Annotated in this window: 17 protein-coding genes; 7 read left to right on the top strand and 10 right to left on the bottom strand. The window is 63.2% G+C overall.

The window, feature by feature from the left end; all coding sequences use genetic code 11:
• Nucleotides 1–2: 2 nt before the first annotated feature.
• From ACUXUR_RS01335 to rpmG, 3 genes are all read left to right on the top strand, one after another.
• Nucleotides 3–494: a DUF983 domain-containing protein gene (locus ACUXUR_RS01335; RefSeq protein WP_445500528.1), complete on the top strand. Its 492-nt coding sequence runs from the start codon at nucleotides 3–5 to the stop codon at nucleotides 492–494.
• A complete protein-coding gene (locus ACUXUR_RS01330; RefSeq protein WP_445500866.1) occupies nucleotides 466–1,191 on the top strand; it encodes an NUDIX hydrolase in 726 nt (241 codons plus the stop codon). Before ACUXUR_RS01335 ends, ACUXUR_RS01330 begins: the two co-directional genes overlap by 29 nt.
• 297 nt (nucleotides 1,192–1,488) lie before the next feature.
• Nucleotides 1,489–1,656: a 50S ribosomal protein L33 gene (gene rpmG / locus ACUXUR_RS01325; protein WP_114185399.1), complete on the top strand. Its 168-nt coding sequence runs from the start codon at nucleotides 1,489–1,491 to the stop codon at nucleotides 1,654–1,656.
• A gap of 486 nt (nucleotides 1,657–2,142) precedes the next feature.
• On the opposite strand, the gene ACUXUR_RS01320 is transcribed toward rpmG, so the two are convergent.
• The 3 genes from ACUXUR_RS01320 to ACUXUR_RS01310 are packed head-to-tail and all read right to left on the bottom strand — an operon-like array spanning nucleotide 2,143 to nucleotide 4,076.
• On the bottom strand, nucleotides 2,143–2,577 hold the full coding sequence (locus tag ACUXUR_RS01320) for a potassium channel family protein (protein WP_445500527.1): 435 nt from the start codon (nucleotides 2,575–2,577) through the stop codon (nucleotides 2,143–2,145).
• A 10-nt stretch (nucleotides 2,578–2,587) separates the two neighbouring features.
• Nucleotides 2,588–3,736, bottom strand: coding sequence for a calcium/proton exchanger (gene cax / locus ACUXUR_RS01315; protein WP_445500526.1), 1,149 nt, complete (start codon nucleotides 3,734–3,736; stop codon nucleotides 2,588–2,590).
• 49 nt (nucleotides 3,737–3,785) lie between these two features.
• On the bottom strand, nucleotides 3,786–4,076 hold the full coding sequence (locus tag ACUXUR_RS01310; RefSeq protein ID WP_445500525.1) for a hypothetical protein: 291 nt from the start codon (nucleotides 4,074–4,076) through the stop codon (nucleotides 3,786–3,788).
• Between the two features lie 470 nt (nucleotides 4,077–4,546).
• Here ACUXUR_RS01310 and ACUXUR_RS01305 point away from each other — a divergent pair, with 470 nt between their 5' ends.
• From ACUXUR_RS01305 to ACUXUR_RS01290, 4 genes are all read left to right on the top strand, one after another.
• On the top strand, nucleotides 4,547–4,969 hold the full coding sequence (locus ACUXUR_RS01305; RefSeq protein ID WP_445500524.1) for a hypothetical protein: 423 nt from the start codon (nucleotides 4,547–4,549) through the stop codon (nucleotides 4,967–4,969).
• Between the two features lie 143 nt (nucleotides 4,970–5,112).
• Complete coding sequence (locus ACUXUR_RS01300; RefSeq protein WP_445500523.1) at nucleotides 5,113–5,505, top strand: hypothetical protein; 393 nt, start codon at nucleotides 5,113–5,115, stop codon at nucleotides 5,503–5,505.
• 186 nt (nucleotides 5,506–5,691) lie between these two features.
• Complete coding sequence (locus ACUXUR_RS01295; protein ID WP_445500522.1) at nucleotides 5,692–6,192, top strand: hypothetical protein; 501 nt, start codon at nucleotides 5,692–5,694, stop codon at nucleotides 6,190–6,192.
• 306 nt (nucleotides 6,193–6,498) lie between these two features.
• Complete coding sequence (locus ACUXUR_RS01290) at nucleotides 6,499–7,806, top strand: MFS transporter (RefSeq protein WP_445500521.1); 1,308 nt, start codon at nucleotides 6,499–6,501, stop codon at nucleotides 7,804–7,806.
• A gap of 86 nt (nucleotides 7,807–7,892) precedes the next feature.
• On the opposite strand, the gene ACUXUR_RS01285 is transcribed toward ACUXUR_RS01290, so the two are convergent.
• From ACUXUR_RS01285 to ACUXUR_RS01255, 7 genes are all read right to left on the bottom strand, one after another.
• Complete coding sequence (locus ACUXUR_RS01285) at nucleotides 7,893–8,645, bottom strand: hypothetical protein (protein WP_445500520.1); 753 nt, start codon at nucleotides 8,643–8,645, stop codon at nucleotides 7,893–7,895.
• 392 nt (nucleotides 8,646–9,037) lie between these two features.
• Complete coding sequence (locus ACUXUR_RS01280) at nucleotides 9,038–9,481, bottom strand: lipid-binding SYLF domain-containing protein (protein WP_445500519.1); 444 nt, start codon at nucleotides 9,479–9,481, stop codon at nucleotides 9,038–9,040.
• A gap of 206 nt (nucleotides 9,482–9,687) precedes the next feature.
• Entirely contained in the window at nucleotides 9,688–10,029 is a 342-nt protein-coding gene (locus ACUXUR_RS01275; RefSeq protein ID WP_445500518.1) for a phasin family protein, read from the bottom strand.
• 99 nt (nucleotides 10,030–10,128) lie between these two features.
• The gene (locus ACUXUR_RS01270) at nucleotides 10,129–11,364 is read right to left on the bottom strand and encodes an HlyD family secretion protein (protein ID WP_445500517.1); all 1,236 of its coding nucleotides are present in this window, start codon (nucleotides 11,362–11,364) and stop codon (nucleotides 10,129–10,131) included.
• Nucleotides 11,357–11,839, bottom strand: a complete 483-nt coding sequence (locus ACUXUR_RS01265; protein ID WP_445500516.1) for a hypothetical protein — start codon at nucleotides 11,837–11,839, stop codon at nucleotides 11,357–11,359. The genes ACUXUR_RS01270 and ACUXUR_RS01265 overlap by 8 nt, the downstream gene beginning before the upstream one ends.
• Nucleotides 11,836–12,537: a 3-oxoacid CoA-transferase subunit B gene (locus ACUXUR_RS01260; RefSeq protein WP_445500515.1), complete on the bottom strand. Its 702-nt coding sequence runs from the start codon at nucleotides 12,535–12,537 to the stop codon at nucleotides 11,836–11,838. Before ACUXUR_RS01260 ends, ACUXUR_RS01265 begins: the two co-directional genes overlap by 4 nt.
• 4 nt (nucleotides 12,538–12,541) lie before the next feature.
• Nucleotides 12,542–13,189, bottom strand: a complete 648-nt coding sequence (locus ACUXUR_RS01255; RefSeq protein ID WP_445500514.1) for a CoA transferase subunit A — start codon at nucleotides 13,187–13,189, stop codon at nucleotides 12,542–12,544.
• Between the last annotated feature and the right edge of the window lie 6 nt (nucleotides 13,190–13,195).

Raw genomic sequence — 13,195 nt, 5'->3', positions numbered from 1 at the left:
AAATGCCCCTGACGATGCAAACGGCCTCTCCGGCAAAAGCGGAGGAAGTGACCACTCTGCGCGCCATGAAGCGCGGCTTCGTCGGTCATTGCCCGGCTTGCGACAAGGGCCGCCTCTTCGGGCGATACCTCAAGGTCGTGGATCGCTGCGAGGCCTGCGGCACGGAACTCCATCATCACCGGGCCGACGACCTTCCGCCCTATCTCGTGATTTTCATCGTCGGCCATTTGATCGGCTACGGCATCCTCATGACCGAGACCAAGATGGAGATGCCGCTCTGGGTGCATCTGGCGATCTGGCCTCTCCTGACCCTCGTGCTATCTCTGGCCTTGCTCCAACCGGTCAAAGGCGCTGTCGTGGGGCTTCAATACGCGCTAGGAATGCACGGCTTCGGCGCAGCCCGGGCGAAGAGAAAAGCAGAGAAGACGGAGAACGCGGGTGACGGACGCTCAAACACTGGCCGGGATGGATATACTGGTCGCCAAGGAGCGTAAGGCGAGCGCTCCCGCCCTTCGCCCCGTCGACGCTTCAACCCTCATCATCATCGACCGCAAAGGGAAGCATCCGAAGGTTCTCATGGGCAAGCGCCATGAGGGCCACAAATTCATGCCCGGCAAGTTCGTGTTTCCCGGTGGTCGGATCGAGGCAGGCGACCGTTCGATGAGTGTCGCCGGTGCCCTGCATCCGCGCGCGGAACAGGCCCTCATGACCCGGGTCACCCGCCCCTCTGTCCAGCGCAGCCGCGCATTGGCCCTAGCCGCCATCCGCGAGACTTTCGAGGAAACGGGTCTGATGCTCGGCACCAAGAATTACGGCAGTCCGGATTCGGTGCCCGCCGGCACTCCCTGGGAAGCCTTTCGGGAGCATGGCGTGTTCCCCGACTTGGAGATTCTGCATTTCATCGGTCGGGCGATTACGCCCCCGAAGCGCGTGAAGCGCTTCGATACCCGATTCTTTGCTGTCGATCGCACTGCCATCACCCATGAGATCGAAGGCGTCGTGGGTCCTGATTCCGAGCTCGTGGAGCTCGCCTGGGTCACAGTCGCCGAGGCCAGGAAGCTGGACCTGCCGCCCATTACGGGAGTGCTCCTGGGCGAGCTGGAAGCTAGGATCGCGGCTGGTTTCAGCCCTATGCTTCCGGTGCCCTTCTTTTATCAGAAGCGGGGCCATTTCGTGCGGGAGCTACTTTAGGCCTTGAGCTTAAGCGCCTTTACCCACGTTCCCTCGCCTAGCGCATCGTGCGAAAAGTGGACCCGGTTTTCCGCGCCGAACGATGCGCTGTTTAACAAAGGGAGCATCGGATTTATCCCAAAGGTGGATCCCACTTTTGGGTCCGATGCTTTAGAGCGTCCGGAAACTCTTGACGAAACCGGCTTAATGGGGCATGGGAACGTCACGATTTTCCGGCCGGGCTCGCCCGGCCTTTGCGTTTCGGCCACGCCATAGGGCCAACCGAGCGCGTTCAAACCGAACAAGAGGTCTTAACCTATGGCCAAAGCCGCAACGATCAAAGTGAAGCTCGTCTCCACCGCCGACACGGGCTATTTCTACGTCACCAAGAAGAACTCCCGCACGATGACCGACAAGCTCGCACTCAAGAAGTACGACCCGGTCGCGAAGAAGCACGTCGAGTTCAAGGAAGCCAAGATCAAGTAACGGCCTCCCGATAAATCTTTGAAAATATTTAGAAGACCGCCTCATGATGGGGCGGTTTTTTCTTTTCGGGTAACAATCGGGTAACTCAGCCATTTCCCTGTACGGGGGCGATAGCTACTGGCCTGCTTCGAATGGGCCACTGCAAAGGCAATGGAAATACTGCCAAAGCCGTGCATAGAAATTGGACGAGCGGACCCTGACTCCGTTAGTCTTGGTTCGAATCCAGGTCCCCAAGCCAACGATTTTGGCCCGTTAAGTCAAGGACTTCGCGGGCTTTTTAGTGTCCGGACCTATATAGTTTCGTGTTGCAACGGCCCGCAGTACATCCCCCGATTTTTCAATAGGTTACAGCCGACGACAGTCGGCTCCATGCAACATGCATGGAACATTGCGAAACAGTCGCCTACACTGATCGCGATCACCCTAGAGCTGATCGGTGCTGAACTTCTACCCTGTCACGCCTTTGAGCGTGGGATCCGGAACGGCTCACGGACCACCCGTCTGATCGCGGTGGCGCATGGCCTGCCTCATCACCTCGAAGATAACCGCCGTCGACCAGCCAAACAGCAGCACGCCATTCATGGCCGCCATCGGGCCGAGCAGGCGCCAGCGCTCCACCGGCACGACATCGCCGTAGCCGAGCGTCGTGTAGTTGACGAATGCGAAGTACAGGACATCGGCTCCGGGAGGGGCGACACCCAGGAGCACATAGGCGAGCGCCCACACCCCTACCTCTGTGACATGCGCGATCATCAGGATCCCGACGGTCGCGACCATGGCGGCGGCGAGCCAGACCTGGGGCCGGCGGTGCTCCCACTTCAGGGCGCGGCGGGCGGTGCCCACGACCGCTGCCATCACGGCGGCATGGATGGCGATGTTGGCCAAGCTGACGGCACCCCCGAGGAGAAGCTGTCGCAGCATGGCTCACCTTCTACGGAGTGGTGGCCGGGATCAGGTAAAGAATAGCCGCGATGATGAGATAGAGAGCCAGCAATTGGGCTCCCTTGAACCAGTTGGATTGACCCGCCGTCGCAACCGTTGCCCCGAGCAGCACCGCCCCGAACAGCATCCACATCTCGGCCTGCGAGAACACCAACCGGAACTGCGGCTGTCCCATAACCGGTGCGACCAACACCAGGAGAGGAGCCACGAACAACGCGATCTGCACACAGCTACCCAGGGCGATCCCGATGCTGAGATCGGGCCGGTTGGCCCGTCCCATGGCAATGGCCGACCCGGACTCGGCCGCGCCGCCGACAAGCGCCAGCACGATCAGGCCCATGAACATCTGCGACATGCCCAGCGAATGCCCGGCCTGTTCTGCGGCCCCGACGAGGAGCTCGCTCATCCACGCCGCGCCGAGGGACGCGAGCAGCAAAGTTGCGACACCCCGCGCGAGGCTGGAATGATCGTGAGTTTCCTCGCCGGAAGAAGGGGCATTCAATTCGGCGAAGGTCTCCGGGTGGGTTCTCAGGGAGTAGAGCAGGAAGAGTCCGTAGAGGCCCAGCAGGACGACGGCCACGATGAGGTCTAGGGTGGCATGCACGCCAAGGTGGGGTTCTGCTTCGAGGGCGCGGTGGAACGCGCTCGGCAGCGCCAGGCTGATCCAGGCCAACACCATGGTCGACGAGTAGGTCCGCACCGCCTCCGGGTTGTATTTCTGGCTGTGGTGGCGCAGACCGCCGAGCAGAAAGGAGAAGCCGAGAGCCACCAACAGATTGGCGAGAAGCGCCCCGACGATGGAGGCGCGCACCATCTCCAGGAGGCCGGCCCGCAGGGCCACCATGGCGATGATCAACTCCGGCAAGTTGCCGAAGGTGGCGTTGAGGAGGCCTCCGACGGTGGCGCCCGTGTGGGCGGCGACCTGCTCGGTTCCCTGGACGATGAGCTTGGCGAACGGCACGATGGCCAATGCCGCGCAGAAGAAGACCACGCCAGCCGGAAGGACGCCGGCGCGGTCGAGACCGGCGGCAATTGGCGCGAGGACCATGAGCCACAGGAGCGAGGGCCGGAACAGGGATGACCTGAGCGGTGATGCTCCGGCCACTGGGTGAGTGTCGGGATACGGCTTGTCTGTCATGGCCTCGTCCCTCTTGCTTAACCCACCGTGCAGACCTGACCGCATCCGTTCATCGCCCATTGTCAATCTCGACGGAGCGGCAAACCCCTCCGATTGGGCAATAGGCGGCGTCAGCCGTCTTCACCCAGGCCGGGCGTGCCGTTTCCTGGAGAGCGCAGAAGCTCGCGTCCCGCACATAGCGGTCATAGGTCGTTGGCCCGGTGCGCAGCACGGCTGCGCCCTGCGACACCACGATCCCCCTGGCCTGCGCACAGGTCATGGCAAGGGTCGTCGGCCCCGGCTGCGCGATGGCACCTGTGGTGAAACCAGCGATGGCGATGGACGCCAGGATGGGTCTCATGGCTTCCTGCCCTTTTGATTCACCCTAGTCCGCCCGCAAGCCCGTGCTTGACCGAGGGAGACAATCCCTTGACAGTTTGGGTCGCCGGTTCCGCGACGACGAGCGGCATGCGGCCCGAACGGACCGGGGATCACTCTCCAGGGCTAGCCGCTGGGCTGCGCTGCATAGGCGTCTTCACCACTGGACTGGCATTGCTGACTTAAAATGCCAAGACGTTGTCCCTTTCTGTCAAGCAGGCTGCCTTGGCCGACCTACAGTGATCTCGCAGGCAATCCTCGGTCTCTCCCGTGGCGGAGTGTCCTGGCACTTGGATCGCCAGCTTGCCCACGTCCCGTGGAGACCTGTCCAGGGGCGTGGACCGGCAATGTGAGCCCCGGCATCAGATCGTATCCCGCCACGCCAGACCAAACCTCGACCCTTTGGTCCCTCTAGGACGGTCTTGGACGGATGCCTTTTTGGAGGAGGGCACGATGCGAATTGCGGGACTAATGAGTGCTGTCGGGCTTAGTCTTGGCCTTGCGTCGCCGTGGGTCTCGGGCGCGATGGCGCAGGGAGGCCTAGCGGCCTATCAGGGTGCCTGGCTGTCCGGGAGCATGGATTGCGCGGAGGTTTACGCATCCGCAGGGAAGGGAACCGCGTTCAAGAAGCCGGTCGACATCTTTGCGCCCGCCTTCATCGTCTCCGGCCCCCGCCTGAGGACCCCCCAAGCCTCGTGTCGCATCAAATCGGTCCGGCCGAGTGGCGACCGTCAGCTCTTGGTCCTCGCTTGCGCCAATGCCGTGGCGGGCAACGAGGTGCGGGTTCTCATGGCGCCGCAACCGGACGGCTCGCTCAAGCGCTACTTCAATGCCCAGGACACGACCGGCACCGAATACAAGCAGTGCTCACGATGAGACCCATGGGAACGGCGGCTTTCGCAGGCCTCTCCCGGTTTCTGTTGAGAAAGGCGCGCTCAGACGAGCTATCAGCCGAATAACAGCAAAGGAGTGCGATGGTGACTTCTTTGATAGCATCGACAAAGCGACAGGTTCTTTCCGTGGCGGCCGCGAACTTGCTCGGCCTGTCCCTTGCGGCCAATTCAGCTCTGGCGGACAACCCTGCTCCCGGGCCGGTGCAGGAGGTCGGGGCGAGATCGGCAGAGATCTCATCCGAACGGTTCGGATCCACCAAGGCGCTGGCACGAAAGCCGACGAGGAAGCAGCCTGATCGGTCCGGCAATTTCGTCTACGGGATCATCAATCAGATCCGGGCCCAAAGTGAGGAACTCTGCGCCCGCTACGGCAGCCCGGGCGATTGCCTGGAGGAGGCCGAGGTCTGCCTGACCATGCGCGATGCCGAGGACAATCGGGTCAGGCTGTGTCTCAACACCGTTCCCGGAGAAGGCGGTGGCAACGGGGGCGCGGTGCAGAAATCACGCCTGAGACGGTAGCCTGATGATCACGATGCACAATGCAGCCTGAGGGTCACCAATGGTGCTATAATTGGGGTTAGGAACCGCGAGCGTCCGGCCCGCATGGCTGAGCTCATTACCGTGCATTTCCGGTGAACGGGTCTGCACGATCAAGAGGAGCTTCGAATAGACAGAGGGGGTGGCACGAAACCTTTGGAGGTTGTCATGAAGAAACTCGCAACTCTTGCCGCTGCCGCCTTGATCACGATAGGCAGTGTTGAAACGGCGGATGCGCAGTACTGGCATGGCCGCGGCTGGGGCTACCACGGCGGGTATCATCACCATCATGGCGGCGGCGCCGTAGCCGCAGGATTGATCGGCGGGGCGATCCTTGGAAGTCTGATCACCGCAGCCGCCACTGCCCCTGCCTATGGTTACGGGTACGGATATCCCGCCTATGGTTATGGATATGGGTATCCCGCTTACGGCTATTACGGCCCTTGGCCGGGCTATTATTACCCACGCTCCGCCTACTACTATCCGCGGCCATTCTACTATGCCCCTCGCTACTACTACCCGCGCCCGGTCTATTACGGTCCGCGTTACTATCCACGCCGCGTCTATTATGGTCCTCGTTACTACGGCCCCCGCTATTATGGCGCGTATCGGGGCTACTACGGCCCGCGCTACTTTGGACCCAGGGTGGCCTACCGCCGGTATTATTGAGGTCGCGTCACGAGGAGCCGCCGGGACTTTCAGGGGATGGCATACTGCGCCGTCTTTAACCCGGCCTGAGGGATTTCCCAGCCTTTGAGGTCGCTCTGGTTCGACGGCCGTGCCGGACTTGACCGATGAGAACGACGCCTTGACAGATCAGGACATTGAAAAGGCCCAATGCCGGGACATCCTCGCCGGGGATCAGGCCTGACGTGATGACGGCGCTTGGCAGCCAGGAACGCCAGGAGATCATCGGCACAAGACGTTTGCATTGCTGCGGCACAGTTTCATCCTTAGACGGAAGGGGGCGAGGCGATGGCAGACGCGCGGCCGCAGACCGCATCCACGGCCCAAGCGACGGATCCGGTTCACGCCTGGATCATGGCGGGCCTGCTGTTTCTATTCATGCTGATCAACTTTTCCGACCGGGCAGTGCTCGGCCTCGCAGCCGTTCCGATCATGCAGGACCTTGGGCTGACCCACAGCCAGTTCGGCCTGATCGCGACGAGCTTCTTCACCCTCTTCTCAGTGGGAGGCGTGATCGGCGGTTTTCTGGTGAACCGCGTCGCCAGCAAGTGGGTGCTGGCGGCCCTCGCGTTGATTTGGTCCCTGTGCCAGTTGCCCATGATGCTGTCGGTCTCGGTAGCCGCCTTGGTTGTGAACCGGGTTACCCTCGGCTTCGGCGAGGGACCTGCCTACCCGGTCGCGCTGCATGCCGCCTACAAGTGGTTTCCGAACGAGCGCCGTGCCGTTCCGACGAGCCTTATCGCCATCGGCGCCTTGGCGGGCAACGGGATCGCGGCGCCCGTGGTCATCGCCATCGTCGCCGCATGGTCCTGGCACGCTGCATTCGGGCTTCTCGGTGCAGTTGGCCTCATCTGGTGCATCGCATGGCTGGCGATTGCCCGCGAGGGACCCCTCGCCCCGGACGGCCTGCGCTCCGGCGAGCCCACGATGCGCCTGTCGTACCGCCGGCTGTTCAGCTGTCGAACGGTCATCGGCATTCAGGTTGTCGGCTTCTGTGCCTACTGGCTTCTGACGCTGGCGGTCGTCTGGCTGCCAGCGTTCCTGATCCAGGCCTTCGGCTACACGCCGGTCCAGACTGCCTGGATTATGATGCTGGTGTCGCTCAGTCAGATCGTGCTCCTGCCCGGCGTCTCGACTCTGTCCGACGAACTGAAGCGGCGCGGCGTTCCGAGTCGGCTGGCGTGCGGATCGGTTGCGTGCGCCAGCACACTCGCCGCAGGTCTGATCATCATTCTGTTGGCGCGATCCGAGGGGGCGCTGCCCATCATTGTGTGCACCGTGATCGCCTTCTCCCTCTGCAACGTGATGTTCGTGCTTGGACCTGTTCTGATCGCCGAGGTCACTCCGGTCGAGCGGCGCGGGGCGGTCCTCGGCGTCACCAACGCGATCACGACGCTGGCGGGCCCTCTCGCCCCGGCGGTCACGGGGGTGGTGGTTGATGTCGGCGCCCACCCGGCGGACGGGGTCCGCATAGCTCTCCTGATCGCGGGAGGCTTGGCCATCCTGGGGGCGTTTGCGGGATTTGTCCTGATTGATCCGGAGGCGGATCATGCCCGCAATCCGCCTGATCCCCAGGGTGAAACCCAACCAGCGTAACGGCTCACGTGGGCATCCGCGTCCCACGTGGAGCTTGAGACGCTCTGAACCCTCCCGGCCGATGCCTAGTCATCGACGCGAGAGGATCACTGAACGGTACCGCGTGCTCTGCCACCTGGAGTGCTGCAGGAGCATCCGGTTCCAATCGGAGCCGAACTGGTCAAGGCGCAGGTCCGAACCGGGGTCACGCAATATCCGCCGGACGCCGATGCGATTGGCGTCTGATACGTGGAGTACGGATAGCTGTAATAGGGATAGCCGTAGTACGAATCGTTGTAATACGGATACGTGGCCGCCGCCCCGATCAGCGCCCCCGTGGCCAGCCCCCAGCCGTAATACGGATAGCGTCCGTGATAGCGGCTGTAATAGCGGCCGTAGTAAGGATACCGCCCACCATAATACGGATAGCGCCCACTGTAATACCGATAGCGCCCACCGGTCGCGCCATAGCCGTAGCGCCAGTCACCTCGATTGCCGAAGCGGTTGTCGAAACGGCCGCCCGGATTGTTGATCGCGACCCGACGGAAGCCCCCGGCTCCCGGCGTAATCCCGGCCATGCGGCCCGGCATGCCACCGGGCCGGGCGGCAATCGAACCAGTGGTGAGGCCGCCGCCTGCTCCGAACCGGGGGCCACTCATGCCACCCCGAGGGATGTACATCCTCGGGCCTCCAATGCTGCCGCCGCCCATGCGGGCGCCACCACCACCGAAGCCGCCACTCATGCGGGCGCCTCCGCCACCAAAGCCACCGCCGCGACCGCCACGCTGGGCATCGGCCACCTCCGGGATCAGAAGGGCGCCCGCTGTGAGAGCGAAAAGAGCCAAGAGAGTCCTGTTCATTGCCATCCTCCCTTTCGCCGCCCGGCGCACAGCACAGGGCAGGCTGTTGTGAGTGGAGCCCATTGTGAGCCCTTTGGCAGAACCTGCTTGATCATTTGAGCCATGCGCTTGGCATTTTGCGACCGAGGTCGACGCGAAAACCTTCACCACCCACGATTTCCTCCCATAGGAGAAGATGGACGATAGGTTACGTTGGAAAGGCCGGATTGTCGCGGATCGGTTGCCGGTCTGTAAGCCTTTTGATCCTTTGAAGGTGCGGGCTCCTGCTCTGCAGATTGGCCACTCTAGCGCATCGTTGATGCGGAAGACAGGGTCGCTTTTCGCTGACGCGGCCCTTCGGGTCCGCACGATGCTCTAGCCACACGGCCCAACGCCTGAGACAATTTCTGGTCTCAGCGCAGGCCGATCTCCACGCCGCTCACGTTGGCGTTCAGTTCCAGTCCAACGTTGCGGCCACGCAGGTCGAGAACGACGCCCCTCGCATTCTGCAGACGAATGGTCGATACGCCACCGCCGACGGCGGCTCCCACACCAACGGCCGTATAGGTGCCGGCGATGTCGGAGGCTCGCCGCAGGTTGTAGGCGCGCCCGACCAGGTCGGCCTTCGAGGCCCCGATCGTCGCACCGAAGCTCAAGCCGCCAACACTCAGCGGATAACGCCGCCCTTGAAAGACGAGCGTGCCTCTGCCGCCGCCAACGCCGACGATGAACCCCGCCTTGGCAATCTCGACGTGGACCGTGCCCGTTGCGGCCCATCCTGGCGCCGCCAGCACCGACGCGCACGTCACCGCAAGAGCGACCAGACCAGAACGAAGAGCATGGTGGAATGTGAGCATGGACCTCTCCCTCTTCTCACGGGCAGAGACGAAGCCAGGACCTGTCAAACACAAGGCCATGATGGTCCCGACATGGGCGCTTGCCATCCGCTGTTGAGGCTAATTGCGGAGCAAGCCGTTTGATCTCCCGTATCGCGTGGCCGCTCGGGTTACAGCCAGTACTGAATAGGGCAAACACTGACGCCGAGCGTTCCAACGGGAAACCGTCACCCTCTGGTCCGGCCCCCACCGTCCACGGATTTGGTGCAGATGGTCATCAGTTTGCCCATCTCGGAATTGTAGTCACGGAGGGTTTCCTCCATCCAGCGGGATTGAATGGCCGTCACGTCCGCGACGTTCCTGCAGCCCATCATCTCGCGGGCGGTCTCGGCGTCCTTCTCAAGACGCATGGACACGAAGCTCATCATCTCGCGCTGCCATTCGGTGGCCGCGGCAAACCACGTTTCCGTGGCGTTCACCAAGGCGCGACCGCTGTCGCCTGACAGAGCATATCCGGCACCGCCGCGCAGTGTGTCCGATGTTCCTGAACTCTTCGGCATTGTGGCCATGGATCGTCCTCCTTGAACAGAATCCTTCTTCAGCCTGAGAGATGCGCCCCCTCGCGTGCTCCAGACGGCGGAGGGCAAAGTCCGCCGCCAGTCTTCATGTCAATGCCCGCCGAGCACGAGGGTCTGGATCGGATATAGCAGCGCCTGGATGCGCAGGATCATGGCGTGCACGAGCCCGACGGCATCCACACCATGAAGGGCAAGTCCCTTCATGGTGCCGACCTGGCCCGAGGCGATCAGGTCGTGGTTGCTGGTGTAGGCATTGGCGATGCAGCTGCTGCCCGGCGTGACGCCGTCGAGCCCGCCCTCGTAGAGGGGTTCAAGAAAGGCCAGAATGGTCCCCGGCCGCGTCACCTGCTGCGGGTCGATTAATTGCTCCCCACTGCGGAGTTGGCCAGCGGCGATGAAGTCCTGAACCCCGGTTACCACCATCGGGATCACCGTCCAGGGTTTTGAAGCGCAGGTGACCTCGGCCGCCATGCCGACCTTTATGACCTGTGCCTCGACCTGCCCAAAACCGGCCTGCAGGCGTCCCCGCCCGGCACCCTCGGGAATCAGGATCCCGGCCGGGCGCATGAGCGGGTTGACGATGTCGCCCACTCGCAGCGTGAACTGCTCCACCCGCCCATCCACGCCCGCCCTAACGGTTGTCTTATCCAACTCCACTTGCGCCTGAACCAGCTCGGCTTCGGCGCTGGCCTTTTCGGCTGGCAGCAGAGTCGAGATCCGCGTCTCGGCCTGCTCCTTGGCGGCGATGGCGGCATCGATGGTGCCTTGGCGCCCCTCCACGGCGACCTGGAGCTTTTCGATGTCCCTCGTCGCAACGGCGCCCGGGTTGCGGCGATAGATCTCCTGCTTGGTCTCTAGCTCGTCCACCGTCTGCTGATAGGCGCTCCTGGCCTCCTGGATCTTGCCTTCGGCCGCTGCGACATCGGTCCGCGCTGCCACCAGTTCGGCCTCGACCTCGGCGATCTTGCGGCGGGCGGTCTGCGCAGCCGCCTCCTGTTTGGAGCTGTCGAGCCGGAAGATCGGCGCGCCCTGCTTGACCGAACCGCTCACGCCATCGACAAAGATCTCGGCGACCCGCCCATTGGTCTCGGGAAGGATCGGGATGGTGCGGAAAAACGCTGTGGCATTCGTCGTCGACGGGTGATTGTAGAAGATCACCGTGATCAACCCCACCGTGAGCATCAGGCACGAGACGATGCCCCATCTCAGCTCGAACCACACCGAATAGAGCGTAATCTCCTTGCCAAGCCGCTTGCCCTGGGCATAGCGGCGATAGAGATAGTCCGGCAGGATCGTCAGCAGGGAGCAGAGAAGAAGCTCAAGCATGGATCTTCTCCTTGGAGATTCGAGCGGGAGCGATGGTCTTCGGCACTTCGACTGCGCCCTCACCTGACGCTTCGGCCGACGTGACTTCGGCGCCGATCTCATCCGGGGCCTCGCCCGCGCCCTCGCCGGGCTTCAGGCCGGCGATCTTCTCAAGCGATCCGGCGATCCTGCGCAGCGGGTTGCCAAAGTCGGGAATGTCGATCAGGGCGAGCAGAAGGCCGGCCACCCAGAACAGATGCACGTGGGTGAACAGTGCCAGCAGGCCCAGAATCGCGACGATCTCGAACTGCAGCTTGTGGCCTCTATGGGCGATCCGCTCGGGCAAGGTGTGCAGCCGCAGGAACAGCAATCCGACCGCCAGCACGGCGAGCACCAGAAACACCGCCACGACCACCATCAGGACATCGGTCTCGCCAGGCGCGGTGATGAACGCCGGCAGGTGATGGGGGGCTGCCGGGTTAAGTGACACGGTCATACTCTTTCTCCCATTGCGGAGGTCGGGACACTCTCCGGGAGAGGCTTCGCCCCACCCGGTTCAGCCAGCTCAGGAGCCAGTGCAAGGTCCACCTCGGTTGCAGTGATGACCTCCTCGGCCGTGACGCCTTCCGCCGTCTCCAGCAGCGTCGCGCGGCCGTTCGGGAAGCCGATCACCGCGAGTTCGGTGACGACGAGATCAACAGGCCGGCCCGACGTGAGCGGCAACGAGCACTCCCGGACGATCTTCGGGCGACCCTTGGCAGTGTGCTGCATGGCGACGATAACGCGCTTGGCTCCGGCCACCAGGTCCATGGCGCCGCCCATGCCCGGCACCATCTTGCCCGGCACCATCCAGTTCGCGAGGCATCCGTGCTGGTCGACCTGAAGACCGCCGAGGACCGTGAGATCGAGATGCCCACCGCGGATCAGTCCGAAGGACATGGCGCTGTCGAATGTGGACGCACCTGGCAGGGCGGTCACAGGTTTTCCGCCCGCGTCGGTCAGCCATGGAAGCGCCATGCCCGGCTCGGGCACCGGACCGGTGCCGATGAGGCCGTTCTCCGACTGGAAGAAGACATGAATCCCCTTGGGGACGAAATTCGCCACGAGGGTCGGAATGCCGATGCCGAGATTGACAAGCATCCCGTCGCGCAGCTCCTGCGCGATGCGTTTCGCAATAAGGGATTGTGCGTCCATGGCTTCAGCCTCTCGCAATGAGGTAGTCGACGACCGGAGCAGGCGTCATGACGTGGTCCGGTGACACGACGCCCACCGGCACGATGTTTTCCGCCTGAACGACGACCGTGTCCGCCGCCATCGCCATCAAAGGGTTGAAGTTGCGCGCCGTGAGGACGTAGGAGAGATTGCCTAGGTAGTCGGCGATGAAGGCGTGCACGAGCGCGAAGTCGGCCCGCAGCGCGGGCTCCAGCAGGTAGTCGCGGCCGTCCACCGCGATCCTCTGCTTGCCCTCCTCGGCGATGGTGCCGATGCCGGTCGCGGTCAGGATGCCGCCGAGCCCGAAGCCACCGGCGCGAATGCGCTCGGCGAGCGTGCCCTGCGGAACGAGGTCCACCTGCAGGCTTCCGGCGAGCATCTGCCTCTGGGTTTCCGGATTGAGGCCGATGTGGCTCACGACGGCCCGGCGAAGCAGCCCGGCGTCGACCAGCTTGCCGATGCCGATGCCGGGCGCCGCGGTGTCGTTGGCGATAACCGTCAGGTCGCCCGTCTTCTGCCTCACGAGTTCGTCAACCAGCGGCTCCGGCGTCCCGACGCCCATGAACCCGCCGATCATTAGGGTGGCTCCGGCTGGAACCATCGCGGCGGCGTCCTGGAGTGTGATCGTCTTCATCGCGGC

The sequence above is a fragment of the Microvirga medicaginis genome, assembly GCF_052658925.1.
Note: the sequence above shows the minus strand (reverse complement) of the source record. Positions and strands in the feature narration are given on the sequence as shown.

Bases quoted from the DNA above. Each gene is read 5' to 3' on its own strand.
- ACUXUR_RS01335 (WP_445500528.1), top strand. From the start codon at position 3: ATGCCCCTGACGATGCAAACGGCCTCTCCGGCAAAAGCGGAGGAAGTG.
- ACUXUR_RS01330 (WP_445500866.1), top strand. From the start codon at position 466: ATGGATATACTGGTCGCCAAGGAGCGTAAGGCGAGCGCTCCCGCCCTT.
- rpmG (WP_114185399.1), top strand. From the start codon at position 1,489: ATGGCCAAAGCCGCAACGATCAAAGTGAAGCTCGTCTCCACCGCCGAC.
- ACUXUR_RS01320 (WP_445500527.1), bottom strand. From the start codon at position 2,577: ATGCTGCGACAGCTTCTCCTCGGGGGTGCCGTCAGCTTGGCCAACATC.
- cax (WP_445500526.1), bottom strand. From the start codon at position 3,736: ATGACAGACAAGCCGTATCCCGACACTCACCCAGTGGCCGGAGCATCA.
- ACUXUR_RS01310 (WP_445500525.1), bottom strand. From the start codon at position 4,076: ATGAGACCCATCCTGGCGTCCATCGCCATCGCTGGTTTCACCACAGGT.
- ACUXUR_RS01305 (WP_445500524.1), top strand. From the start codon at position 4,547: ATGCGAATTGCGGGACTAATGAGTGCTGTCGGGCTTAGTCTTGGCCTT.
- ACUXUR_RS01295 (WP_445500522.1), top strand. From the start codon at position 5,692: ATGAAGAAACTCGCAACTCTTGCCGCTGCCGCCTTGATCACGATAGGC.
- ACUXUR_RS01290 (WP_445500521.1), top strand. From the start codon at position 6,499: ATGGCAGACGCGCGGCCGCAGACCGCATCCACGGCCCAAGCGACGGAT.
- ACUXUR_RS01285 (WP_445500520.1), bottom strand. From the start codon at position 8,645: ATGAACAGGACTCTCTTGGCTCTTTTCGCTCTCACAGCGGGCGCCCTT.
- ACUXUR_RS01280 (WP_445500519.1), bottom strand. From the start codon at position 9,481: ATGCTCACATTCCACCATGCTCTTCGTTCTGGTCTGGTCGCTCTTGCG.
- ACUXUR_RS01275 (WP_445500518.1), bottom strand. From the start codon at position 10,029: ATGGCCACAATGCCGAAGAGTTCAGGAACATCGGACACACTGCGCGGC.
- ACUXUR_RS01270 (WP_445500517.1), bottom strand. From the start codon at position 11,364: ATGCTTGAGCTTCTTCTCTGCTCCCTGCTGACGATCCTGCCGGACTAT.
- ACUXUR_RS01265 (WP_445500516.1), bottom strand. From the start codon at position 11,839: ATGACCGTGTCACTTAACCCGGCAGCCCCCCATCACCTGCCGGCGTTC.
- ACUXUR_RS01260 (WP_445500515.1), bottom strand. From the start codon at position 12,537: ATGGACGCACAATCCCTTATTGCGAAACGCATCGCGCAGGAGCTGCGC.
- ACUXUR_RS01255 (WP_445500514.1), bottom strand. From the start codon at position 13,189: ATGAAGACGATCACACTCCAGGACGCCGCCGCGATGGTTCCAGCCGGA.